Annotated in this window: 17 protein-coding genes; 7 read left to right on the top strand and 10 right to left on the bottom strand. The window is 66.3% G+C overall.

The genetic code is table 11. The features are described from left to right. Positions 1-10: 10 nt before the first annotated feature. The gene (pbpC, locus tag ACFPK0_RS07605) at positions 11-2,401 is read left to right on the top strand and encodes a penicillin-binding protein 1C (RefSeq protein WP_377339519.1); all 2,391 of its coding nucleotides are present in this window, start codon (positions 11-13) and stop codon (positions 2,399-2,401) included. 1 nt (position 2,402) lies between these two features. On the opposite strand, the gene ACFPK0_RS07610 is transcribed toward pbpC, so the two are convergent. The 3 genes from ACFPK0_RS07610 to ACFPK0_RS07620 form a co-directional block, all read right to left on the bottom strand. Next, positions 2,403-3,629: an MFS transporter gene (locus ACFPK0_RS07610; protein WP_377339521.1), complete on the bottom strand. Its 1,227-nt coding sequence runs from the start codon at positions 3,627-3,629 to the stop codon at positions 2,403-2,405. Positions 3,630-4,067: 438 nt separating this feature from the next. Continuing rightward, positions 4,068-6,491 (bottom strand): PAS domain-containing protein, encoded by a 2,424-nt coding sequence (locus ACFPK0_RS07615; RefSeq protein ID WP_377339523.1) that lies wholly within the window; start codon positions 6,489-6,491, stop codon positions 4,068-4,070. Positions 6,492-6,652: 161 nt separating this feature from the next. Continuing rightward, positions 6,653-7,564, bottom strand: coding sequence for a LysR family transcriptional regulator (locus tag ACFPK0_RS07620; protein WP_377339525.1), 912 nt, complete (start codon positions 7,562-7,564; stop codon positions 6,653-6,655). Between the two features lie 107 nt (positions 7,565-7,671). Here ACFPK0_RS07620 and ilvD point away from each other — a divergent pair, with 107 nt between their 5' ends. Further along, positions 7,672-9,513: a dihydroxy-acid dehydratase gene (gene ilvD, locus ACFPK0_RS07625; protein ID WP_056080978.1), complete on the top strand. Its 1,842-nt coding sequence runs from the start codon at positions 7,672-7,674 to the stop codon at positions 9,511-9,513. Between the two features lie 274 nt (positions 9,514-9,787). Further along, the gene (locus tag ACFPK0_RS07630) at positions 9,788-11,302 is read left to right on the top strand and encodes an alpha-N-arabinofuranosidase (protein ID WP_156458969.1); all 1,515 of its coding nucleotides are present in this window, start codon (positions 9,788-9,790) and stop codon (positions 11,300-11,302) included. A 103-nt stretch (positions 11,303-11,405) separates the two neighbouring features. On the opposite strand, the gene ACFPK0_RS07635 is transcribed toward ACFPK0_RS07630, so the two are convergent. After that, entirely contained in the window at positions 11,406-11,909 is a 504-nt protein-coding gene (locus ACFPK0_RS07635) for a PepSY domain-containing protein (protein ID WP_056079601.1), read from the bottom strand. 300 nt (positions 11,910-12,209) lie between these two features. Between ACFPK0_RS07635 and ACFPK0_RS07640 the strand changes: the two genes are divergently transcribed. Then, complete coding sequence (locus ACFPK0_RS07640; RefSeq protein WP_377339529.1) at positions 12,210-13,406, top strand: serine hydrolase domain-containing protein; 1,197 nt, start codon at positions 12,210-12,212, stop codon at positions 13,404-13,406. Positions 13,407-13,527: 121 nt separating this feature from the next. On the opposite strand, the gene ACFPK0_RS07645 is transcribed toward ACFPK0_RS07640, so the two are convergent. After that, on the bottom strand, positions 13,528-13,977 hold the full coding sequence (locus tag ACFPK0_RS07645; RefSeq protein WP_156458337.1) for a hypothetical protein: 450 nt from the start codon (positions 13,975-13,977) through the stop codon (positions 13,528-13,530). Between the two features lie 373 nt (positions 13,978-14,350). Further along, positions 14,351-14,908, bottom strand: a complete 558-nt coding sequence (locus tag ACFPK0_RS07650) for a DUF3228 family protein (RefSeq protein ID WP_377339532.1) — start codon at positions 14,906-14,908, stop codon at positions 14,351-14,353. 163 nt (positions 14,909-15,071) lie between these two features. Here ACFPK0_RS07650 and ACFPK0_RS07655 point away from each other — a divergent pair, with 163 nt between their 5' ends. Next, positions 15,072-15,473 carry a VOC family protein gene (locus ACFPK0_RS07655; RefSeq protein ID WP_056079592.1) on the top strand — a complete coding sequence of 134 codons (402 nt, stop codon included), beginning with the start codon at positions 15,072-15,074 and terminating at the stop codon, positions 15,471-15,473. Between the two features lie 76 nt (positions 15,474-15,549). Here the strand turns inward: ACFPK0_RS07655 and ACFPK0_RS07660 are convergent, their stop codons facing one another. Together ACFPK0_RS07660 and ACFPK0_RS07665 are read right to left on the bottom strand one after the other, a co-directional pair. Next, positions 15,550-17,319, bottom strand: coding sequence for an ABC transporter transmembrane domain-containing protein (locus ACFPK0_RS07660; protein WP_056079589.1), 1,770 nt, complete (start codon positions 17,317-17,319; stop codon positions 15,550-15,552). A gap of 129 nt (positions 17,320-17,448) precedes the next feature. Next, entirely contained in the window at positions 17,449-18,045 is a 597-nt protein-coding gene (locus tag ACFPK0_RS07665; RefSeq protein WP_377339535.1) for an IMPACT family protein, read from the bottom strand. Positions 18,046-18,158: 113 nt separating this feature from the next. On the opposite strand from ACFPK0_RS07665, the gene ACFPK0_RS07670 reads away from it, so the two are divergent. After that, positions 18,159-18,950 (top strand): YdcF family protein, encoded by a 792-nt coding sequence (locus tag ACFPK0_RS07670; RefSeq protein ID WP_377339537.1) that lies wholly within the window; start codon positions 18,159-18,161, stop codon positions 18,948-18,950. 43 nt (positions 18,951-18,993) lie between these two features. Here ACFPK0_RS07670 and ACFPK0_RS07675 read toward each other — a convergent pair whose 3' ends face one another. Then, positions 18,994-19,848: a fumarylacetoacetate hydrolase family protein gene (locus tag ACFPK0_RS07675; protein ID WP_377339539.1), complete on the bottom strand. Its 855-nt coding sequence runs from the start codon at positions 19,846-19,848 to the stop codon at positions 18,994-18,996. Between the two features lie 189 nt (positions 19,849-20,037). Between ACFPK0_RS07675 and ACFPK0_RS07680 the strand changes: the two genes are divergently transcribed. Further along, positions 20,038-20,505 (top strand): YehS family protein, encoded by a 468-nt coding sequence (locus ACFPK0_RS07680; RefSeq protein WP_056079580.1) that lies wholly within the window; start codon positions 20,038-20,040, stop codon positions 20,503-20,505. 81 nt (positions 20,506-20,586) lie between these two features. On the opposite strand, the gene ACFPK0_RS07685 is transcribed toward ACFPK0_RS07680, so the two are convergent. Then, a complete protein-coding gene (locus ACFPK0_RS07685; RefSeq protein ID WP_377339541.1) occupies positions 20,587-24,009 on the bottom strand; it encodes a trifunctional glycoside hydrolase family 18/polysaccharide deacetylase/glycosyltransferase family 2 protein in 3,423 nt (1,140 codons plus the stop codon). Between the last annotated feature and the right edge of the window lie 38 nt (positions 24,010-24,047).

Raw genomic sequence — 24,047 nt, forward strand, 5'->3', positions numbered from 1 at the left:
GCGCGTGCGCATGGAGTGGGCAAGTGCCGCGCGCGCCGGAGCCGGGCGCTGGTTGCGCCGCTGGCAGAACGTGCTGGCGGCGCTGGGGCTGATCGCGGCGATCCTGATCGGCTGCCGGCTGTGGCCGCATCCGTCGCTGCGCGATGCGTTGCCGCGATCGACCGCCATCCATGACGACACCGGCCGCCTGCTGCGGCTGACCCTGGCCAGCGACGACCAATACCGACTGTGGACACCGTTGGCGGATATTTCCCCGCAGCTCATCGACGCCACCTTGATGCACGAGGATCAGTGGTACTGGTGGCATCCGGGCTTCAATCCATGGGGGCTGCTGCGCGGGGCGTGGATCACCTACGTGCGCCACGGACATCCGCAAGGCGGTTCCACCATCACCATGCAACTTGCCCGGCTGCTGTATCGGCTGGATACGCGCACGCCGCTGGGCAAGCTGCATCAGGTGGCGCTGGCGCTGCGGCTGGAGCTGTTCCATTCGAAGAAGGACATCCTGGCGGCGTATCTCAACAGCGCGCCTTACGGCGGCAATATCCAGGGCGTCGGCGCGGCCAGCCTGGTGTATTTCGAGAAGTCCGCCGCCCGGTTGAGCCTGCCCGAGGCGCTGACGCTGGCGGTGATTCCGCAGGATCCGTCGCGCCGGCTCGACGCGCGCCACGGCCCTGACGTCACCGTGGTGGCGCCGCGTCTTGCCGCCGCACGCGACCGGCTGTTCCAGCGCTGGCTGCGCAGGCATCCGGATGACGCCAGGTGGCGCGCGGTCTTCCGCATGCCGTTGGCGTTGCACACCATCGCGCAGCTGCCGTTCGAGGCGCCGCACGCGGTCGATCAGTTGATTGCCGGCGCGAACGCGCGGGGCGAGCCGCTGCCGTCGCAGGTGCGCAGCACCATCGACCTCGGCCTGCAGCAATTGCTGGAGCGGCAGGTGCGCGATTACGTGAAGCACATGGCTGGCGTGGGCGTACGCAACGCCAGCGCCATGCTGGTCGACACCCGCAGCATGGACGTCAAGGCGCTGGTGGGTTCGGTCGATTACTTCAACAAGGACATCCACGGCCAGGTCAACGGCACGCTGGCGTCGCGTTCGCCCGGTTCCACCCTGAAACCCTTCATCTACGGGCTGGGGCTGGATCAGGGTGTGCTGGGGCCACAGACCGTGTTGCGCGACGTGCCCAGCTCGTTCGGGCCGTATACGCCGGAAAATTTCGACGGGCGTTTCCTTGGGCCGGTGACGGCCACCCAGGCGCTGATCCACAGCCGCAACATTCCCGCTGTATGGGTCGATGCGCAACTGCGCGATCCGGACCTGTACGGCTTCCTGAGCCAGGCTGGCGTGCAGAACCTGGCCAGCGAGCAGCACTACGGCCTGGCGTTGGTGCTGGGCGGCGGCGACGTGACCATGCAGGACCTGGCGCGCATGTATGCGCTGCTGGCCAACCGCGGTGTGCTGAAACCGTTGCGCCTGCGTCAGGACGTGCCAGCGGTACCGGGCAAGCGGCTGCTGAGCGAGGCGGCCAGCTTCATCGTCACCGACATGCTGGAGCAGAACCCGCGCCCGGGCACCACGTTCGGCAGCCGGCCCGCTGCCGCGCCGGTGTTCTGGAAGACCGGCACCTCGTGGGCGTTCCACGACGCCTGGACGGCGGGCGGTTTCGGCCCGTACGTGCTGGTGGTGTGGGTGGGCAATTTCGACAGCACGCCGAACCCGGCGTTCGTGGGCATCGATGCGGCCGCGCCATTGTTCTTCCGCATCCACGACGCACTGCTGGCCGGCCATCCGCAGCTACGCCCGCCATCACGCTCGTTGCCCGACGGCCTGAAGCGCGTGCGCGTGTGCCTGGCCACCGGCATGCTGCCCAGCCGCTGGTGCCCGGCGACCGGCGAGACCTGGTTCATCCCCGGCGTATCCCCGATCAGGGTGGGCAATGTGTATCGACCGGTGGTGATCGACAACGCCAGCGGCCTGCCGGCGTGTCCGCCGTATGCCGGCGGGTCGACACGCACCGAGGTGTTCCAGTACTGGCCTTCGGATCTGGCCGCGGTGTTCGCCCGTGCCGGCATCCCGATCCGCAAGCCGCCGCACAATCCCGCCTGTGCCAACGCGGGCCAGGCGCAAGGCGATCCGCCGGCGATCACCTCACCGTTGCGCGGGGCGTCCTACGCGCTGCGGCTGGATCGTCCCGAGGGCAATGCCGTGGTGCTCGCGGCCACCAGTGACGCCGACGTGCGTGCGCTGTACTGGTTCGTCAACGACGCCTATATCGGCCGCGCCACGCCCGCGCATGCGTTGACATGGCAGCCGGTGCAGGCAGGCACGTATCAATTGCGCGTGGTGGACGACCACGGCCGCAGCGACGCGCGCAGCCTGGAGGTCGGCGTGGTGCAGTAACTCATTGCCGCGCCACGACGGCGCGGGACGCCGCCGCAAGGCCGAACGAGGCGACCACGCACCAGCCGGCCATCCATAGCATCTGCGTCGGCAGCGCCATGCCCAGATCGATGAAGGCGCCGCTGATGCCAGGCCCCAGTGCCGTGGACAGCACCATGGCCGACACGATGATCGCGCGGATGCCGCCGAGGTTGGCGGCGCCGTAGACCTCCGGCCACAGCGCCCCCAGCAGCGTCTGGGTGAAGCCGCTGCTGATGCCGAGCAGAAACATGAAAAGGTAGATGCCCCAGACCGGCGTCAGCAGGCCAACCGCTGCCGAGGCGACGGCCAGCGGGATCAGGAAGAACGGCAGCAACCGCAGCGCGCCGAGCCGGTCGACGAGTTGACCGCATATCAGGCCGAACACCACGGTTGTCACCGCCATCACGGGGAAGGCGGCCGCGAAAACCAGCGCGTCGTAACCACGCAGTGCAATCAGGTAGCCCTGATGAAAGAAGATCGTGGTGCCGATGAAGGGCGGTGCCAGCACACCGCTCAGCAACAGGTAGAAGATGGGGTCACGGATCACTTCGGCGCGCGTCCAGTCGCGTGTCATTCGCGCGCCGTCCGCCTGGTATTCGGTCGAATGCGGTACGCGCTCGGTGGCTAGCAGCCGGAGCACCGATGGATAGCCGACCAGCATCAACACGATGGCCGAAGCGATCCATGGCAACCGCCAGCCACCCACGTCCCGCAACAGCACCACCGCCACCGGCAGCAACGCCGAGCCCACCTGCACACCAAGCACCACCAGCGCCATCGCGCGGCCCCGGTTGGCCACGAACCAGCGGCCGGTTTCGGTAAAGGCGATCTCGGTCATCATGCCCTGGCCGAACAGGCGCAGCAGATAGAGCGCCAGCGCCACCACGGCGAGATGCGGAGCCAGTGCCAGCAACACGCAGGCGCCGGCCAGACACGGGATGGTGAAACGCGCGACCTTCCATCCCGGCATCAGGTCCAGGGTGCGGCCGAGCCAGGGCAGGGTGATCGCACTCATCAAGGTCGCGGCCATGTACAGGCCGCCGAACTCGCCACCGGACAGATCGAACTGCTCGCGCAAGTCGTTGCCCGACAGCCCCACGAAGAATGTCTGGCCGAACGAGGAGAACAGGGTCAGCAGGAAGCAGCCACCGATCCAGCGGATGTTGCGGGCAGCGAAGCGCAGGTTGTCGGTGATCAGGGTGCGCATGGATCCACAGGGCAGGATGGGAGAAAGACGTCATCGACAGGCCGGGGGAGGCTGCATGGAACGCGTCGTTCCATACGGACCGCCACCCGCCGTGGGTTGAAGCGCCGGCGCGCTATGAGCCACTCCCCTTGCAACGACCCACCGCCCAGGCGCTGGTGCCATCGAGCGCGGCGGCGAGGCTCGCCGATTCGATCCTGGGCTCATGGGCATGGCGGCGTACTTCATCCGCGATAATGGTGAAATCCTTTTCAGGTATTCGGAATGAAAGTGCGCGGCCACCTTGCCGGTGGCGCGGGCCAGTTCGACGCGCGATGCCGGGGCGATGCTGCGGCGATTGTGAGCCGCATCGGCGTGCGGCGAACGACCAGGTCGCGCTCCTGTTCCGCGGATTGAACGTTTCATTCTATAGCCCGCTTCCGGCGGTGGGCACCGTGGGCATTACACGGACAGGATGTCGTGGATCTTTTGTCGCAGCACGTCCAGCGAGAACGGTTTGGTGAGCAGGTGCATTCCCGGTTCCAGGTGGCCATCGCCCACGACGGAGTGCTCGGCGTAGCCCGTCACGAACAGGACTTTCAGACCGGGGCGGACGATGCGGGCGGCGTCGGCCATCTGCCGACCATTCATGAGGCCGGGAAGGCCGACGTCGGTGATCAGCAGGTCGATGTCCGTCTCCGACTGCAGGATGCGCAGCCCGGCGCTGCCGTCGGCGGCATGCAAGGTGCGGAAGCCCGACTCCCTCAGCAGCTCGCAGACCAGTTCGCGGATCGACGGCTCGTCCTCGACCACCAGGATCGTCTCGCGTTGCCGGGTGGCCTGCGGCAAGCGTGCGGGCCGCGTGGGCTCCACCTCCTGCGGCGCCTCGTGATGGCGTGGCAGGTAGATGGTGAACACCGAGCCCTTGCCGGGTTCGGAATGGATCCGCACCTGGCCGCCGGATTGCCTGGCGAAGCCGTAGATCATCGACAGGCCCAGGCCGGTGCCCTGGCCGATCGGCTTGGTGGTGAAGAAGGGATCGAACGCGCGCGCGATCACGTCGGCGCTCATGCCGCTGCCGGTGTCGGCAACCGACAGCGAGACGTATCGCCCGGGCTGGAGATCGAACGCGGCTGCCGCGGCCGGATCGTCGAGCGCGCGGTTGGCGGTTTCGATCATGAGGTGCCCGCCGTCGGGCATCGCGTCGCGGGCGTTGATGCACAGGTTGAGCAGCGCGTTCTCCAGCTGCGGCGGATCGACCCGGCAAGGCCACAGCGCGTCCGCCTCGATCACCTCCAGTTGCACCGAGGGGCCAATGGTGCGGCGGATCAGTTCCTCCATGCCGGCCACCAGACGGTTGATGTCGGTGGAGCGCGGGTCCAGCGTCTGCTGCCGTGAGAAAGCCAGCAAGCGCTGGGTGAGCGAAGCGGCGCGGTTCACCGCGGTTTCGCCCAGCGAGAGCAGGCGCGGAACATCCTCGACCTTGCCTTGCTCCAGCTTCATTTGGGCGACCTCCAGCGCGCCCATGATGCCGCCGAGCAGGTTGTTGAAGTCGTGCGCGAGGCCGCCGGTGAGCTGGCCCACGGCTTCCATCTTCTGCGCCTGGCGCAGGGCCGCTTCGGTGCGCGCCAGCGATTCGGCCGCTTCCTTCTCGGCGGTGATGTCGCGCGCGCTGCAGTAGATCTTGCCGTCCTCGGGGATGGCCACCCACGACAGCCAGCGGTAGCCGCCCTCGGCATGGCGATAGCGGTTCTCGAAGCTCAGCGCGGGCTCGCCCAGTTCGATGCCGCGGGCGTACGCCAGCCGGGTGCGCTCCAGATCGTCCGGATGCACGAAGTCGAAGAACGGCGTGGACGCAATGATTTGCTCGGGCCAACCCAGGATGCGCTGCCAGGCCGGGTTGGAAAGCTCGAAAACGCCCTCGGCGTTGAGCACGCCCATGATGTCGGTGCTGAGCTGCCACGTGCGTGCCCGCCCGTGGATGCGCTGCGCCACCTGTTGCTCCAGGTCGCTGTTGATCGCGCGCAGCCTGATTTCGCTGGCGCGCAGGGCTTTCTCCGCCAGCGCCCGTTCGGTGACGTCGGTGCCCTCGACGAAGATGCCGGTCACCTTGCCGGCGTCGTTCTTGATCGGTTGATAGACGAAATCGAGATAGCGCTGGCTCACCGGCGCTTCCGGCGCCGGCTGCATGGCGAACGGCGTGGCCGTGGCCACATACGACTGACCGCTGGCGTAAACGAGGTCCAGCAGGCCCACGAAGCCCTGGCTGGCCGCGTCGGGGAGGGCTTCGGCCACGGCGCGTCCCAGCAGCGGACGGCCACCGACGAGTCGCAGGTAGCTGGGATTGGCCAGCTCGAACACGTGGTCGGGCCCGCGCAGCATGGCCATGAACGAGGGCGTCTGTTCGAACAGCTCGGCCAGGTGCTGGCGTTCCTCCATCGCGCGCCGGGACACCAGCACTTGCTCGGTGGTTTCCGTGCATACCACCAGCACGCCGCCGACGCCGCTGGCGGCGGTTTCGTCGTCGATCGGGCTGTAGCTGTAGGTCCAGTAGGTGTCCTCGTCGCGGCCGTCGCGGTGCATCACCAGGTGCTGGTTTTCGTGCCAGGTGGCGCTGCCGCCGCGCATCACCTGCGCGATCTGCGCGCCGATGTCGTCCCAGATCTCGGCCCACACCTGCCGTCCCGGCTTGCCCAGCGACGACGGATGGCGCTCGACCGTGAGCGTTCCCCGGTAAGCGTCGTTGTAGAACCAGAAGGCCTCGCTGCCCCAGAACACGCACATCTGGTGGCGCGAGTTGAGCATCGACCGCAGGGAGGTGCGCAAGGCCTGCGGCCAGCTTTCCGGCGGGCCCAGCGGGTGCTGCGACCAGTCATGGGCGCGCATCAGCGCCCCCATTTCTCCGCCACCCGACAGAAAGGACGCGTCCGCCATGAAACCAGCCAGCGTTTGGTCAGCCCGATGAGTACGGATCGTGCCGACTTCCGCTCACGCTGGCAATGAGGGGCGGATCGGTGCGCGGCAGGCCACGGCATGGCCCGGGGAGCTCATCCGGCCGGCTTGCGGGGCCGCCGTTCCGCGGCCGCGGTGCGCAGCGCCGCGATGAAGTTTTCGGCCAGCGGGTTGGTTGCGTTTCGCAGGCGCAGGATGCCCAGCTCGATGAAGGCCGGCTTGCCGCGCAGCGGCCGATAGCGCACGCCCGGGCGCTGCAGGTTGCGCACCGATGAAGGCACCAGCGCAAAGCCCATGCCGCTGGACACCAGCCCGATCACCGTCTGCATCTGGCGCGCGTGCTGGGTGATCTGCGGGGCGAAGCCGGAGGCGTGGCAATGGCTGATGGTGAGGTCGTACAGGCCGGAGGCGACCTCGCGTGGCGGTACGATGAAGCTGGCCTTCGACAGGCTGCGCAGGCTGATCGGCCCGTCGCCTTTCGCTGCGGGGGCGTCGGCGGGTGCGGCGAGCACCAGCTCCTCGCGCATCACGCCCTTGAACGCCAGGTCCGGCTCGTTGACGGGCGCCAGGGCGATGCCCAGGTCGAGCCGCGCCGCGCGCAATTCGCGGATCTGTGCATCCGTCGTCAACTCGTGCAACTGCACTTCCACCATCGGAAAGCGGGTGCGGAAGCTTTTCAGCGCCGGCGGCAGGATGCCGTAATCGGCGATCGACACGAAGCCGATCGAGAGCATGCCGATGTCGCCGCGCTCGGTCTGCACCGTCTTCACCCGGGCATGTTCCAGCCGCGCCAGCACTGCCTGCACTTCGTCGTAGAACACGGCGCCGGCAGTGGTCAGCATCACGCCGCGATTGCTGCGTTCCAGCAGCTGCACGCCCAGCTCGTTCTCCAGATTCCGGATCTGGGTCGACAGCGGTGGTTGCGATACATGCAGCCGTTCGGCGGCGCGGGAGAAGCCGCCTTCCTCGACGATGGCGGCAAAGTAGCGAAGCTGGCGCAGTTCCACTATTCGTATGTCGTATGGCTGGACTCCACGTATTGTATTGGACGGTATGGAGGTCGCCAAGCAGAATGGGCGTTCGCCCAGCAGCCATCGCCATCAGGGGAAGTTTCATGCCCGCCTACCGTTCCCGCACCAGCACCGCCGGCCGCAACATGGCCGGCGCCCGCGCGCTCTGGCGCGCCACCGGCATGAAGGATGGCGACTTCCAGAAGCCGATCATCGCGGTGGCCAACTCGTTCACCCAGTTCGTGCCCGGCCATGTGCACCTGAAAGACATGGGCCAGCTGGTGATCGAGGAGATCGAGCGGGCCGGCGGCGTCGGCAAGGAGTTCAACACCATCGCCGTCGATGACGGCATCGCGATGGGCCACGATGGCATGCTCTACAGCCTGCCATCGCGCGACATCATCGCCGACAGCGTGGAGTACATGTGCAACGGCCATACCGCCGACGCGCTGGTGTGCATTTCCAATTGCGACAAGATCACCCCCGGCATGCTGATGGCGGCGCTGCGGCTGAACATCCCGGTGGTGTTCGTTTCCGGTGGTCCGATGGAAGCGGGCAAGACCAGGCTGGCCGGCAAGGAGGTCGCGCTGGACCTGATCGACGCGATGGTGGCCGCCGCCGACGACAGCGTGTCCGACGCCGACGTGCTGGCCATCGAGAGTTCCGCCTGTCCCACCTGCGGTTCCTGCTCGGGCATGTTCACCGCCAACTCGATGAACTGCCTCACCGAGGCACTGGGCCTGTCGTTGCCGGGCAACGGTTCGCTGGTGGCCACGCATGCCGATCGCGAACAGCTGTTCCGCAAGGCCGGTCGCACGATTGTGGAGCTGGCCCGCCGCTATTACGAAACGGATGACGAACGCGCGTTGCCGCGCAATATCGCCAGCAAGGCCGCGTTCGTGAATGCGATGTCGCTGGATATCGCGATGGGCGGCTCGACCAACACCGTGCTGCACCTACTGGCGGCGGCGCAGGAGGGCGGCGTCGACTTCACCATGAGCGATATCGACCGGCTCTCGCGCAAGGTACCCAACCTGTGCAAGGTGGCACCGTCGAGCAGTTACCACCTGGAGGACGTGCATCGCGCCGGTGGCGTGATGGCGATCCTGGGCGAGATGGATCGCGCGGGTCTGATCGATACATCCGTCCCCACGGTGCACAGCCCGTCGCTGGCCGAGGCGCTGGAAACGTGGGATGTGGCGCGCACGAACGATGCCGCGGTGCAGGAGTTTTTTCGTGCCGGCCCGGCGGGCATCCGCACCCAGACCGCGTTTTCGCAGAGCTGCCGCTACGACGCGCTGGATACCGACCGCGAGTCCGGCTGCATCCGTTCGCGTGAATTCGCCTACAGCCAGGATGGCGGCCTGGCGGTGCTCTACGGCAACCTCGCCGAGCGCGGCTGCATCGTGAAAACCGCCGGCGTCGACAAGAGCATCCTCGCCTTCAGCGGCCCTGCGGTGGTGCTCGAAAGCCAGGATGCGGCGGTGGCGGCCATCCTCAGCGGTTTTGTGAAAGCCGGCGACGTCGTCGTCATCCGCTACGAAGGCCCGCGCGGCGGACCGGGCATGCAGGAGATGCTGTACCCGACCAGCTACCTGAAATCCAAGGGACTGGGCAAGGCTTGCGCCCTGATCACCGACGGCCGTTTCTCCGGCGGCACCGCCGGGTTGTCGATTGGCCATGTGTCGCCCGAAGCGGCCGAGGGCGGCAACATCGGCCTGGTGCAGACTGGCGACACCATCGTGATCGACATCCCCAACCGCATCGTGCGTTTCGAGGTCAGCGACGAGGAACTGGAACGCCGGCGTGCGGCCCAGGCGGCGAAGGGCTGGCGACCGGCATTGCCGCGCAAGCGCAAGGTCAGCGCCGCGCTGAAGGCGTACGCCAAGCTGGTGACCAGCGCCGACAAGGGTGCCGTGCGCGATCTGGATCTGCTGCAGGATTGAGCGACGGCCCACGCCCGCGCGCGACGGCGGTGACCGGCCCCGAAGGGCCGCCGCGGGCGTGATGCAACGGATCTGTGCGTGCTCCCGCGGTGCTTCGACTTTGCCCGCGTCGCGGGTTACGCTCAGTGGGAACGGTCGGCATGGACAGGCGGAGCGACGCCTTCCATCGTCGGTTTTTTTTGGCCGGTGCCGCCGTCGCATCGACTCAACGGGGATATCTGCAATGCCACAAAAACCTGCACGACGCTGGCACCTTTTTTCGCTGTCCGTCCTGATGACACTGGGGATGGGCCAGGCACTGGCCGCCGACGTATCCGTGAGCGGCAGCCTCGAGGCCGGCAAGCCCGGCGCCGTGGTCTCGCGCCATCTGTTCGGTCAGTTCGCGGAACACCTGGGCACGGGCATCTATGGCGGCCTATGGGTCGGGCCGGATTCGTCCATCCCGAATACGGACGGCTATCGCAACGATGTGATCAAGGCGCTGAAGGCCCTGCATGTACCCAACGTGCGCTGGCCCGGCGGTTGTTTCGCGGATGAATACCACTGGCGCGACGGCGTGGGCCCCAAGAGCAAGCGCCCGACCAGCGTCAACACCAACTGGGGTGGCGTGACCGAGTCGAATGCGTTCGGCACGCACGAGTTCATGAACTTCGTGGAGCTTATCGGCAGCGAGGCTTATGTGGCCGGCAACGTGGGAAACGCGCCGCCTGAGGAGATGGCGCAGTGGGCCGAGTACATGACCGCCACCGGCAAATCGACACTGGCCCAGGAGCGCGTCGCCAACGGCCGCGAAAAGCCCTGGAAAGTGCCGCTGTTCGGTATCGGCAATGAGTTGTGGGGTTGCGGCGGCAACATGCGCGCGGAGTACGCGGCGGATCTGTACCGGCGCTACCAGACGTTCGTGAAAGTGCCCGCCGGCGAGACCATGTTGAAGATCGCGCCCGGCGCCAACGGTGACGACTATCACTGGACCGAGGTGATGATGCGCGAGGCCGGCAAGCTGATGGACGGCCTCAGCATGCATTTCTACACCGTGGCCGGTGGCTGGCCTCCGAGCCAGTCGTCCACCGATTTCGACAACAAGGGCTGGATCCAGACCTTGTCCGAAGCACTGCGGATGGATGACCTGATCACCCGCCACAGCGCGGTGATGGACAAGTACGATCCGGAAAAGAAAGTAGCCTTGGTGGTGGACGAGTGGGGCACCTGGTATGCGCCGCTCCCGGGCACCAACCCCGGCTTCCTGCAGCAGCAGAACACGCTGCGTGATGCGCTGGTTGCCTCGTTGACGCTGGACATCTTCACCCACCATGCCGATCGCGTGCGGATGGCCAACATCGCGCAGATGATCAACGTGCTGCAGGCGATGATCCTCACCGACGGCCCGCGCATGCTGCTGACGCCCACGTACCACGTGTTCGCCATGTACCTGCCGTACCAGGACGCCACCGAACTGCCGTTGCAGCTCGACACGCCGAAGTACACGCTCGACGGTATTTCGGTACCCGAGGTGCACGGCTCCGCGGTGCGGGCGAAGGACGGCCATGTCTACGTGGCGTTGACCAACCTCGACCCGGCTCGCGCCGCGCAGGTTCAGGTGAAGGTGCAAGGCCTGCAGGCGAAGGGTGTCAGCGGGCAGATCCTCACCGCGCCGAAGATCACCTCGCGCAACACCTTCGACCAGCCCAACGCGGTGAAGCCGGCGGCCTTCAACGGCGCGCGCGTGCAGGGTGACCAATTGAAGGTCGCGCTGCCGGCCAAGTCGATCGTGATGCTGCAATTGCGCTGAGGCGTACAACCTTGACGGCAACGGAATCACCGTAGCCGTCGACGTGATGCAGGAAAGCCCGGCCATGCTGCGCCGGGCTTTCTTTTTTGCGGGTGACGCGATGTCAGTCGCGCGATTTGGCCACGATGCTGCCATCACCCGGATCGACCAGCAGATCGACGGCGGTGCCGTGGTGGGTGGAGGCGTCAGCGCTCCACAGGCCGTGTTCGTATTCCACGTCGTGGACTTTTTCATAGCCCGCGGCGGCCAGCTTGGCTTTCACCTCGTCCTCGTTGAGTTTGGACGGCGCGTCGCTGACGTAGACCCTGCCTGTCTCCGGACCCACCGCGATCTCCACCCATTGCTTGTTGCCGCCGCGCGCCTCGCTGCGCCACACGCCATCCTTGAATTCCAGGTCCTTGACCTCCTTGTAGCCCGCGTTGGCGACCGCGGTCTTGATGGCCTCCTCGCTCAACGCGCCCGCGGGGGGCTCGGTGCTCCAGGTGGATGCACTGGTAGTGGTCTGGGTGGTGGTTGTCTGCGACTGGGTAGTGACAGGTGGATCCTGCGCCAGGGCCACACTGCAAACCGACAGTCCAATCAGTAGGGGAAGCGTGCGCTTGATCATCGATAACTCCTTTCTCGGGTTGGCACTACAGATGGCGTGCCGGCTGGCCGGCGTCGCCCAAGTCATGGGAGTGCTGGAAAGCTGCTCCGCAATGACTTGATCGAACCATCTTGTGCGCAATGCAGCGTGAAGGCGGCCGCGCCAACGTCGTCTGGATGTGAAGCCGGAACCTTCCCGCGAACCTACAGCCGCCTGATGTCCCTGTTCAGCGCTTCAAGATAGGCGCAAAACATGTTGGACATATCCATGCGGTGCTGGCCGGTAAAATGACGGCCCCGCCATCGCTCCGGCCGTATCGCCATGTACCGTGTCATCAGTGTCCGCCTGCTCGTCGCCGCCCTTGGCCTGACCGTCTCGTTGCCATCGGCAGCGGCCGGGCCGGCGACCCCCACCATCGGCCAGCAGCGCGAGCAGGTGCTGTTCTGGCCGCAGGCGCAGCGCGAGGCGCAATTCCGCCAGATGGCCACGCTGTTTCCCAGCGACCTTGCGCCGCGCGGCACGCATGTCCACGAACTGCCATCGGGCAAGCCTTTGCCGCTCGGTGGATCCACGTCGCTGGCGAGTTACATGGAGCAGCACCATCTTGCCGGCGTGATGGTGCTGCAGCACGGACGCGTTCGCCTCGAGCGTTACGCGTTGGGCTTCGGGCCGCAGCAGCGGTGGGAGTCGTTTTCGGTGGCCAAGTCGGTCACCTCCGCCTTGCTGGGCATCGCGCTCCAGCGCGGCGAAATCCACAGCCTGCACGACACGCTGGGCACCTATATTCCGGAGCTGCGCGACAGCGCCTACGCCGACGTCACCGTGCAGCAGTTACTGACGATGACCTCCGGCGTGCAGTGGGACGAGGATTACGCGGACCCCAAATCGGATGTGGCGCAGATGTACCTCGGCGCCTGCGTCGACGGCCAGGCGCATGTGCTGTCGTACCTGCGCAAGCAGCCACGGCAATGGCCCGCCGGCACGCACTGGAACTACAACACCGCCGAAACCGACCTGCTCGGCATCCTGGTGCAGCGGGCCACGCATCGTTCGCTGGCGGCGTACCTGTCGCAGACGATCTGGAAACCGTACGGCATGGCGTCGGACGCCACCTGGATCAAGGACGAATGCGATGGCAGCGATACCGGCGGCAGCGGCCTGTCGGCCACGTTGGGCGATTACGCGCGGCTGGGCCAATTCATGCTCGACGGCGGTCGCGTCGACGGCAAGCCGGTGGTGGCGTTGGCCTGGCTCAAGGGCGCATTGCAACGCCAGGCCAGCGTCGACGCGCCGGACCGTGGCTACGGTTATCTGTGGTGGACGGATACCGACGGCAGCTATGCCGCCATCGGCATCTTCGGCCAGATGATCTACGTCGATCCCGCGCGCCAGCTGGTGATCGCCCAGGTGGGTGCCTGGCCGCACGCGACATCGGATGCGCTGGTCGCGGCGCGGCGTGCCTTCGTGGCGGCCGTCAAGGAATCGGTGGATGCGGAGGGAAAGCGGGTGGCGCACTGAAACCTGACGACGTGACTCGGGAGGGAGTCTGGCGTCAACGGGGACTGGTCGTCCGTTCTGAACGAATAGCCAGTCCCCGCGTGAACGATATGTCCACCGCCGAAATTCAACCTGCGGCGGATTACAAACAGGTTTCCTGGCCGCCTACCGAAGAACACATCATTGGGCGTGGATGTTCCTTCATGGGCTTCGGATCCATGCCCGGGGTTCGTTTGGTTTCCCTTTTTATCGCCTGGATTTTCCGATTGAACTTCTCATCCTTCTCGGAACCTGGACCCTCCGGCCTCACCAGCGTGAACTCGGCCTGGCCTCCGGAGGAGACCTCCACCTTTGCAGGGTAGGTTGCCTTGACTCCGCTGGACCAGACGGCGTTGCAGTTGCTCGCATCGACATAGGTCTCGTGTGGGACGGTGTTGTAAGGCAACGTTACTGGCGCATAGCCCTGATCGGCCCCATTGCAGACGACCCTGGCGCTTTGCGGTTTCGAATCAAGCTTGACCTGATATTTGGGCGAACATCCAACTGTCACGGAAACTGCTGCGAGTACTAGAACGATTTTGGTCTTGAGCACTGTATATCCTCCGATTCCTATGGACATGGAACTGCATCTAGCGAATGCAAATTGAAACACCCTGAGTTCAATTTTCTAATGCATCAGCGGATGAAAGCCGGGGTCAAGCCGCGATGAGGGGGTGAATTGGCGTTACACGTGCGGCACGCGGCCGTGCAAGTCTTCATGGGTCGTTGCACCGATTTCGACTGTAATGGAATTCCCCTCTCCCGCATCATAAACAATATCGATACTTCGCGTTACGACGTTATCGGGAACAGATAGTTCAACGCATGAGCTCAATGGCGAAATCGTGGTGTATCCCACGATTGGATACCCGACGCGAACGGTTTGGGCAGTAAATACGTCCAAAACCGTCGCCACGTCCGGGGGTTCACCCACGCCAGTTCGCGTGTGCATCCCAGAACGCCACCGCACGTCGATACGCCTCGCGATCGAGCGGTACGCCGGAACCGCCCTCGGCCACGCCGAGCGCATTGCGCAGCATGGTGATCGGCACCATCGGAATCTCTTCCGGCTCGGCGGTGTAGAGGCAGCCGACCACGCCCCAGTCGGCGTCGATGGGCGCGCCTTCCTTCGCCAGTTGTTCGCGGCTGTAAAGGATCGGCAGCAGGTAGTTGGCGACGGGTGGATCGATGCCTTCGAACCAGCGCACCAGAACCGGCAATTCATCGCGGCTGCGTGCCTCGTAGGCCGAGTGGAGCTGATGGCGGTTCGCATCGGTGATGGGCGTGGCGGTGCAGCGCGTGCTGGTCCAGTTGCGGTGCACGTGCAGCTTGCAGAACGGCGCGTAGCCATCCAGCACCTTCAGTGGCGGTTCGTTGTTGAGGTGTCGTTCGAACGCCTCGGCGCTGCAATCCTGGATGGCGCTGGGGCGGCGGTCGCGCGGAAACAGGCGGGTGCGGGCGAACGGGGTGAGGACGATGGACATGGCGGTCGCGGGTGATGGGTCAGCGCACGAGGATATCGCGACGCTGCTTCCACCAACGCGTTGCGCGTTCCCGGCCGCAGGGCTGCGGCGGGCTGAAGGCCGACTGGCGATGCGTGGAGCGGGAGTGGCACACTGCACCGCTTCAGCGCAAGCGGGGGCAACCATGTTTTTGCTCGACCACGTCTCCATCACGGTCAGGGATTTGGCGCGTTGTCGCCCGTTCTACGACGCCATCATGGGCGCCCTGGACGCCGCCAAGGTCTACGATCGCGAGGATGCGCTGGGGTACGGTGTCCGCTGCAGTGCCGCCGAAGACTCGCACACCTGTCTGGCGGTCTACGCCTCGGAAAACGCTGCGGCCGACCCTCGCCGTCACTGGTGTTTCAAGGCGGCCAGCCGCGCGCAGGTGCGCGCCTTCCATGAGGCCGGCCTTCGTCACGGCGGAGACGACGGCGGCGCTCCGGGCCTCCGTGCGCATTACCACGAGACATACTTCGGCGCGTTCCTGCTGGATCCCGAAGGCAACAAGGTCGAGGCGGTTTGCCACCGTGCGGAAGATCGGTGACGGCGGGCCCGGCGACAACATCAATGGCTGGCGTCAGCCGCGCCGCGTGACGCTTCGGTCGGCAGGTTGCGCGGGCTCATGCCACAAATTGCAGCCGCGCCAGCTCCGCATACAAACCGCCTTCGGCCAGCAGGCTTTCGTGCGTGCCTTGCGCCACGATGCGGCCGCCGTCCATCACCACGATGCGATCGGCGCGTTGCACGGTGGCCAGGCGATGGGCGATGACAAGGGTGGTGCGGCCTTTTTCCAGTCGCTCCAGTGCCTGCTGGATCGCCGCTTCGGATTGCGCATCCAGCGCCGAGGTGGCTTCGTCCAGCAACAGCAGCGGCGCGTCGCGCAGGATCGCGCGGGCGATGGCCACGCGCTGGCGCTGGCCGCCGGAGAGGCGTACGCCGCGCTCGCCCATCTCGGCGTCGTAGCCATTGTCCAGCGCGCTGATGAACTCATGCGCTTCGGCCGCCCTGGCGGCTTCGACGACTTCCGTATCGCCGGCATCCTGGCGACCGAAACGGATGTTGTCGGCGGCGCTGCCGCTGAAGATCACGGTTTCCTGCGGCACCAGCGCAATGGCGCCGCGCAGGTCGGGCAGGGCCAGCGCGCGCAGGTCGATGCCGTCGATCTTCACCGTGCCCGATTGCGGATCGTAGAAGCGCAGCAGCATGGCGAACACGGTGCTCTTGCCGGCGCCCGAGGGACCGACCAGGGCCACGGTTTCGCCGGGCTGCACGTCCAGCGTGAAATTTTCCAGCGCCGCGGCGTTGGGCCGGGTGGGGTAGTGGAAGGTGACGTCGTCGAACTGCAGCGTGCCGCGCATGGGGCTGGGCAGGGCCAGCGGCTGCTCGGGCGCGGTGACGCCGGGGCGCTCGGCCAGCAGCTCGCCGATGCGTTCCATCGCGCCGGCGGCACGCAGCACGTCGCCCCACACTTCCGACAAGCCGGCCACCGAGCCGGCCGCGAAGATCGCGTACAGCACGAACTGGCCCAGCACACCGGCATCCAGCGTGCCGGCCAGCACGTGGCGGGCACCGGCCCACAGCACCAGGGTGATGGCACCGAATACCAGCACGATCACCGACAACGTCAGCAGCGCACGCATGCCGATGCGTCGGCGCGCGGTGGCCAGTGCGCGGAAGATGGCGCTGGAGTAGCGGTGACTTTCGATCGTCTCGCGCGCGTACGCCTTCACCGCCGTGGAGGCATTCAGCGTTTCGTTGGCGATGGCGGCGGCGTCGGCCAGGCGATCCTGGCTGGCGCGCGACAGCTTCTGCACGCGGCGACCGAATACCAGGATCGGCAGCATCACCGCGGGAATCACCAGCGCGGTCAGTCCGGCCAGCGACGGCGCGGTCCACACCATCGCCACCGCGGCGCCCACCAGCATCACCGCGCTGCGCAGCGCCACCGACACGCCCGAGCCGACCAGCGCCTGCACTACCTCTGTGTCGGCGCTGAGGCGCGAGGTGAGTTCGCCCACGCGGGCTTTCTCGAAGAAGCTCACGTCCAGGCGGATCACATGGGCGTACAGCGCATCGCGCAGCGAAGCCAGTGCGCGCTCGCTGAGCAGGGTGATGCAGAAATAGCGCGCGGCGGTGGCGAAGGCCAGCACCAGTGCCACGCCGAACATGGCCAGGAAGGTTTCGTTGATCACCGCCAGGCTGGAGTTGCCGAAACCCTGGTCGATGATGTGGCGGAACGCCATCGGCAATACCAGCGACGCGCCCGACGACAGCGCCAGGAACAACAGCCAGCCGAACGCCAATGCCCTGTGCGGTTTGATGAAGGGCCACAGCTCGCGCAGCGCGCCGATGCGGCGGGAGGGTTTCGGCGTTTCGGCGGCGTCGCTCATGGAATCTCGCAGTGGCTGGAGGCGATGCGTGCCGGGCACGCCGTCATTGAAGTGGGGCGTGTGGGCGTTGATTCAATTGGTTGAGGCGGGATTGGGGATTGGGAATTCGTAAAAGCAGGAGTGCCCGTCTTAATCAAGGCGCTTCGCCGTGCTGCGGCCGCGAGTGATGTCGTTGATGCGGGCCTGCGCTTCGGCGACGTGGCTGTCCGGTAGGCGCAGTTGCAGGGTCACGCCGTCCGCGCCGAAGGTTTCCTGTTCGACTTCGGCCTGCAGTTCCTTCAGGCGCGCCTTCAGCAGGGCCAGCTCGGCGAAGTCGCAATGCAGCCCGAGCCGCGCCATCGCCACGATGGGTTGGCGTGGTGCCAGCCGCAGGCATTCGGCGGCCGTGCCACCGTAGGCGCGCACCAGGCCACCCGCGCCCAGCTTGGTGCCGCCGAACCAGCGGGTGACCACGACCATCACGTTGTCGATGCCCTGGCCCTCGATGGCTTGCAGGATCGGCCGGCCCGCGGTGCCGCCGGGTTCGCCGTCATCGTTGAAGCGGTATTCCTGCCCAATCCGGTAGGCCCAGCAATTGTGCGTGGCGACCGGATCGCTCGCCTCGCGCAGGAAATCCAGTGCCTGCGCCGCCGTGGCCACGGGCGCGGCCTGGGCCAGGAAGCGGCTTTTCCTGATCTCCTCGCTGTGGCGGCAGCGCTCGGTGAGGGCGTGAAGGGCTTCGCTCATCCGCCTATTGTCGCGCATGCATTTCGCGTCATGGGTCGTAGCGGCAGACGATGGATCGCCGTACGCGCGCGGCTTCCCTACAATCGGACGCTGATGGATTGCTGCTGGTCGCCATGATCTTCACTGCTCTTGCCGTTGCGCTGGTGCTTGCCTGCGTCTTGCGTTGGGTCCGCTGGCGTGGCTGCAGCCGCGTGGTATTCGCGCTGGCGCTGATCCTGTTTCTGCTGGCCGGAAGCGGTTTGTTGCCGATGCTCCTGCTGCAGCGATTGCAGGCGCCGTACGTGGTGCGACCGGCACCGGCATGGGCGTCCGACAATGCGATCGTGCTGTTGACCTCGGGCGCGGTGCCGGTTCCGGACGAACCGGTGGAGCCCGGTTTCGCCGCTTACGGCCGCATCGTGCAGGCCGCCACGATGTATCGCGAGTGCACCAGCGCGGCGCGGCGCTGCACCGTGCTGGTGACCGGCGGCGACCCTTCGCTGCTGGGTACGCCGCTGGCGGTGACCTACGGCGCGGTGCTGCAACGACTCGGCGTGCCGGTGGCGGATCTGAAACTGGAATCGCGCAGCCGCAACACCTGGCAGAACGCGCAATTCAGCCGTCCGTTGTTGCAAACGATGGGTGCGCAACGCATCTGGCTGGTGACGTCGGGCTTCCACCTGCAGCGCGGTTTGCTGTACTTCGCGCATTTCGGCATCCACCCAACCCCGGTCCGCGCCGATTACCTCGCCGCCACCTTCAGCCTGTGGCCCAGCGCCAGCAACCTGGTGCTGACGGATCTGGCGCTGCACGAGTACGCGGGTATCGCGCGCTATTACGTCTACAACGCGTTGGGCTGGAATACGCCGCAAAGCACGGCGCTGGACGTCGCACCCGTGGTGGACGACGCGTCGGCGCCGAAGTGATCGTCAGCCCCGTGTCCGTCGCCACGGAACGGGGAGGCGCGTTTCAACGGTCGGCGGGATGAGCCAGCACCTGCTGGCGTTGTTGCCCCAGGCCTTCCACGCCCAGCTCGATCACGTCGCCGGCGCGCAGGTAGGTGGGCGGCTTCAAGCCAAGACCCACGCCGGCCGGGGTGCCCGAGCTGATCACGTCGCCGGGCAGCAGCGTCATGTAGCGGCTGATGTAGCTCACCAGATGCGCCACGCCGAACACCATCGTGCGCGTGCTGGCGTCCTGGTAGCGGTGGCCGTTGACCTCCAGCCACAGCGCCAGGTTCTGCGGGTCCGCCACTTCGTCGGCGGTGACCAGCCAGGGGCCGATCGGGCCGAAGGTGTCGCAGCTCTTGCCCTTCACCCACTGGCCGCCGTGCTCCAGCTGGAACTCGCGCTCGGAGAGGTCGTTGACCACCGTGTAGCCAGCCACGTGGTTCAGCGCATCGTCGATGGATACGTCGCGCGCCATGTCGCCGATCACGATGCCCAGCTCCACTTCCCAGTCGGCCTTTACCGAGCCGCGCGGAAGGATCACATCGTCGTTGGGGCCGATGATGGCACTGGTGGCCTTCATGAAAAGCACCGGCTGCTCGGGCACCTTGGCACCGCTTTCGGCCGCATGGTCGGCGTAGTTCAGGCCTACGCAGATCATCTTGCCCACTTGCGCCACCGGCGTGCCGTAACGGGGTGAACCCTCGACCAGCGGCAACCGCTCGGGATCCAGCGCGCCCATCTGGCGCAGGCCGTGGCGGCTCAATACGGCGGCATCGATATCCGTCACGGCGGCGGAAAGGTCGCGCAGGCGGCCTTCGGTATCCAGCATGCCGGGCTTTTCGTGACCGGGGTTGCCATAACGCACGAGTTTCATCAGCAGTATTCCAGGGGTGGGCCGGGCAAACCGCCGCCGGCATTCCACCGATCATCGTGCATTCGCCGCTTCGTGTGTGCATGGAATGAGGTGCATCGGTGATCCTTTTGGGCGGCCGAATGGTCGGCGGCAGGCCCATGCCGAGCCCGGTCGCGGTAGCATGGCGTCCCCGCAAACCCCGGCGATCCCATGATCAACAACGATGTACTGCGCGCCATCCGCTACATGCTCGATCTCAGCGACGCGAAAGTGGCGCAACTCGTGAACCTGGCCGACCCGACGGTGGAACTGGAGCGGGAGCAGGTGCAGGCGTACCTGAAGAAGGAAGGCGAGCCCGGCTACGAGGAATGCAGCAACCAGGTACTCGTGCTGTTCCTGGACGGTCTGGTCGTGCAACGCCGCGGCCGCGACGAAAGCCAGCCGCCGCGGCCGCCGGAGAAGCGCGTCACCAACAACGTGGTGCTGAAAAAACTGCGCGTCGCCTTCGAGCTGAAGGACGTGGACATGCACCAGATTCTGGAGAGCGCCGGCATGCCGGTGTCCAAGCCCGAGCTGAGCGCACTGTTCCGCCAGAGCGACCACAAGAACTTCAAGCTGTGCGGCGACCAGTTGCTGCGCAATTTCCTGAAGGGGCTGACGATGCGGGTGCGCGGTTGAGCCTGCAGGGCCGTGGTGTGTTGGCTTTTGTTTCTGCAATACCCGGCACTCGCGCAAGGCTATCGCGCACAGGGTGCGCTCCTACGGGCTTTGTGCTCCGGCATTCACCGTGGCCTTGCGCTCCTGCTTGCCCCAGCCCACTGACGGGCCCTTGATGGCCGTCCAGACGGAGCGCACCACCACGTAATACATCAGCTGGCGGTAGCCGAAGCGTTGCAGTACCAGCCACCACAGCAGGCTCCATTTTTCCTTCTTCTCCATCGCGAAGGCGAGGGCCGAGGCGGCGAGGTCGACGGCCATGAAGGCGGCGTAGAACACCAGCATGCGGATCAGGTTAGTGTCGTCGAACTGACCGCGGTGTTGCAGGTAATCCAGTGTGGTGGCCACGATCTGCCAGACCAGCACCAGGTCGACCAGTGGCGAGACCACCGAGAACAGGATCTGGAACAGCCACACCTGCGGCAGCGCCACCGTGCCCAGTGAACCGTGGCGCGGGTTGAAGGTGGCGTCGCGGTGTTTCCACAGGCATTGCAGCGTGCCATACGACCAGCGGAAGCGCTGGCGTGCGAGGCCGCGGGCGGTGTCGGGCGCTTCGGTCCAGGCGATGGCGTCGGCATCGAACAAGGTGGTGTAGCCGGCTTTCTGCACCGCGATGGTCAGGTCCTGATCCTCGGCCAGGGTGTCGGCGGGGAAGCCACCGAGTTGTTCCAGTGCTTCGCGACGCCACGCGCCGACGGCGCCGGGCACCACGGTGATCGCGCCCAGCGCGGCCAGCGCGCGGCGTTCCAGGTTCTGCGCGGTGATGTATTCCAGCGCCTGCCACAAGGTGATCAGGTTGATCCGGTTGCCGACCTTGGCATTGCCGGCCACGGCGCCGACCTTTGGATTGGCGAACCAGCGCACCAGACGCGGGATGGTGTCCGGTTCGAACTGGGTGTCCGCATCCAGCGCCACCACCACGGTGCCGCGGGATTCGCGCAATGCGGTGTTGACGGCGTGCGCCTTGCCGCCGTTGGGGATGGTGATCAGGCGCACGCGCGGCTCGTCGGCGTAGTGCTGGCGCACCACGGCGGAGGTGGCGTCGATCGAGCCGTCGTCGACCACGATGACTTCGAGGTTGGCGTAGTGGCTGCGGAGGATCTGCCGGATCGAGCTGGCGATCACCTTTTCCTCGTTGTAGGCCGGGATCAGTACCGACACCAACGGCGGCTCGGCGCCGAGCACTGGCACGCTGCGCCGCTTTTCGCGGCGGCGGTTGAGCAGGGCCAGGCCGCCCAGTATCAGCAGCCGCGCCACGCCGAGCGTGATCGCCGTGGTCAGCAGCCAGCGGATGAAGTGGCCGAAAAAGCCCAGCCCCAGGAACACCATGCGGTCGGCCCATTGCGACACCGAGCCGGGCTGGATCGCGGGCATGGTCTGCGCCTGGGTCAGCCCGGCCAGCGCGGAGACGGTGACGAACTCATAACCCTGCGCGCGCAGGCCGTCGATGATGCGCGGCAGCGCGGCCACGGTTTGCGAGCGCTCGCCACCGCCATCGTGCAGCAGCACGACCTGGCCCTTGCGGTCGACGTTGGTGGTTTCGATGCCGGCGACCACGTTCTTCACGATCGCATCGATGCCGGGGCGCTGCCAGTCTTCGGCATCCACATGCAGGCCCACCGAGAGGTAGCCCATTTTCTGCGCGATCTGGATCGGCACCAGTTCGTCGGCGGTGGTCGGTTCGGCGTCGCCGAAGTAGGGCGCGCGGAACAGGCGCATCGAGTGCCCGGTGAGCGCCTCGAACAGCCGCTGGGTGGCGTTGAGCTCCAGCGACACGATGCCGGCGGGACTCTCGCCGAGGTTGGGGTGGGTGAAGGTGTGGTTGCCGACATCGTGGCCTTCGGCAACTTCGCGCTGCACCAGCTTCGGCGACATCTCGGCGTTCTCGCCGATGATGAAGAACGTGGCCGGCACATGCCTGGCCTTGAGGATGTCGAGGATCTGCGGCGTCCACTCCGGGTCCGGGCCATCGTCGAAGGTCAACGCGATCTTGCGTGGCAGCGTGCCGGCGCGCTGGATCACGTATGAGCTGGGCAGGCTGGCGTAACTTTCGTCGTCGATGCTGCCATCGTCCTTGTCGACCTCGATCGTGCGCGCGCCGGGCGATGGCTGCGAGGCGATCTCCAGCACTTCGCCCTGGCCTTCGATGTCGATGTCCTCGCCCGCGCCGATCGAGCGCAGTTGATCGGGCGCCGGTGCGCCATAGCGGCGATCGAGCACCGACCACACCGACGGGTCTTCCGAGCCGAGACGCCACAGGGCGTAGCCATAGGGCTTGTACTCGTCGGCGGCGTGGATCTGGTTGTACGCGGTGACGCCGTCGAGAAACCAGACCTGGTGGGTGCTGCCGTCGTCTTCGTCGTAGGAGAAGTGCGGGTTCTGCGTGTCGGGGTCGAAGCTGACGTCGGCCTGCGCGTCCGACGCGCGGTCCATCGCATCCTGGAAGGTCAGCGCTTCGGCATTGTTGCCGTGCGACCAGTCGTAACCGTAGCTGCCGATCGCCACGATGGTCTGCGCGGGGTCCAGGTCCTTCATGCGTTTTTCGAGCGTGTCCTCGAACCACTGCTGACCGGCGATGCTGCCCGGGGTCTTGCCGGCCCAGTGTTCGTCATAGGCCATCAGCACCACGAAGTCGACGATGTCGGCATAGCCGGCGTAGTCCCAGTCGGCGTCGTCGAACGGCACCGACAGCACGATGCCCCAGCCATGCGGGTCGAACGCGTCGTTGAGTTCGCCGAGGAAGGTCTTCAGGTCGCTCTGCGCGGTATCGGGCACTTCCTCGAAGTCGACCGTCACGCCCTGGAAATGGTTGGCCGCGAGGAACGCCACGATCTGCGCGATACGCGCCTGCCGCAACGCCGGGTCGGCCAGCATGCGGGCCAGCCCCGGGCCGTCCCAGTTGGCGTCCACCGCGTTCTGCAGCAGCGGCAAGATCGGGGTAGAAGGCTTCTGTTGGCGAATCAGGTTGATCGCCTTGGCGTCGATGCTGGTGTGCAGCGCCATGTCCTTGCCGCTGAGGCTCATCCACGACGGGATCACCCAATCCAGTTGCGGCAGGCTGCGCTTCAGCGAGGCGTAGCTGTTGTCGTCCCAGTTGACGTAGAAGCCGATCGCCAACGGCCGGTCGGCGGGTTTGTCCAGCGAAAGCGGCGGCACATGGGTGGCGGGCGCCTTGCTGGCGTGGGTGTGCGGCGCGTGCAGCTGTTTCTGGCGGGCGCGCACCTCGGCGGCCAGTTTCGCGGCGGGCTTCAGCAGTTCCGGTGCAGCGGCCTTGACGTTGGCCAGCGCGTGGCGCGTGCGGACATGCTCGCCGATATGCAGGCCGCCCATGGTCGGCCCCACGAACAGGCTGACGGCGCAGGCCACCACGAACAAGGTACTGATGACGCCGGCCAGCAGCACCAGCAGCGAAACCCGAACGGCGCGGCGGCCGGTGGGGTCGAAAAAGACGGGTTTCTTTTGCATGTGCGCTTTCGATGGGGCCACCCGCGGACAGCGTGCGG

The sequence above is a fragment of the Rhodanobacter ginsenosidimutans genome (assembly GCF_042655685.1).
Lineage (GTDB): Bacteria > Pseudomonadota > Gammaproteobacteria > Xanthomonadales > Rhodanobacteraceae > Rhodanobacter > Rhodanobacter ginsenosidimutans.

What these genes read in the sequence shown, in the direction of transcription:
- pbpC (WP_377339519.1), top strand. Translation starts at nt 11, where the DNA reads ATGGAGTGGGCAAGTGCCGCGCGCGCCGGAGCCGGGCGCTGGTTGCGC.
- ACFPK0_RS07610 (WP_377339521.1), bottom strand. Translation starts at nt 3,629, where the DNA reads ATGCGCACCCTGATCACCGACAACCTGCGCTTCGCTGCCCGCAACATC.
- ACFPK0_RS07615 (WP_377339523.1), bottom strand. Translation starts at nt 6,491, where the DNA reads ATGCGCGCCCATGACTGGTCGCAGCACCCGCTGGGCCCGCCGGAAAGC.
- ilvD (WP_056080978.1), top strand. Translation starts at nt 7,672, where the DNA reads ATGCCCGCCTACCGTTCCCGCACCAGCACCGCCGGCCGCAACATGGCC.
- ACFPK0_RS07630 (WP_156458969.1), top strand. Translation starts at nt 9,788, where the DNA reads ATGACACTGGGGATGGGCCAGGCACTGGCCGCCGACGTATCCGTGAGC.
- ACFPK0_RS07635 (WP_056079601.1), bottom strand. Translation starts at nt 11,909, where the DNA reads ATGATCAAGCGCACGCTTCCCCTACTGATTGGACTGTCGGTTTGCAGT.
- ACFPK0_RS07640 (WP_377339529.1), top strand. Translation starts at nt 12,210, where the DNA reads ATGTACCGTGTCATCAGTGTCCGCCTGCTCGTCGCCGCCCTTGGCCTG.
- ACFPK0_RS07650 (WP_377339532.1), bottom strand. Translation starts at nt 14,908, where the DNA reads ATGTCCATCGTCCTCACCCCGTTCGCCCGCACCCGCCTGTTTCCGCGC.
- ACFPK0_RS07655 (WP_056079592.1), top strand. Translation starts at nt 15,072, where the DNA reads ATGTTTTTGCTCGACCACGTCTCCATCACGGTCAGGGATTTGGCGCGT.
- ACFPK0_RS07660 (WP_056079589.1), bottom strand. Translation starts at nt 17,319, where the DNA reads ATGAGCGACGCCGCCGAAACGCCGAAACCCTCCCGCCGCATCGGCGCG.
- ACFPK0_RS07665 (WP_377339535.1), bottom strand. Translation starts at nt 18,045, where the DNA reads ATGAGCGAAGCCCTTCACGCCCTCACCGAGCGCTGCCGCCACAGCGAG.
- ACFPK0_RS07670 (WP_377339537.1), top strand. Translation starts at nt 18,159, where the DNA reads ATGATCTTCACTGCTCTTGCCGTTGCGCTGGTGCTTGCCTGCGTCTTG.
- ACFPK0_RS07675 (WP_377339539.1), bottom strand. Translation starts at nt 19,848, where the DNA reads ATGAAACTCGTGCGTTATGGCAACCCCGGTCACGAAAAGCCCGGCATG.
- ACFPK0_RS07680 (WP_056079580.1), top strand. Translation starts at nt 20,038, where the DNA reads ATGATCAACAACGATGTACTGCGCGCCATCCGCTACATGCTCGATCTC.
- ACFPK0_RS07685 (WP_377339541.1), bottom strand. Translation starts at nt 24,009, where the DNA reads ATGCAAAAGAAACCCGTCTTTTTCGACCCCACCGGCCGCCGCGCCGTT.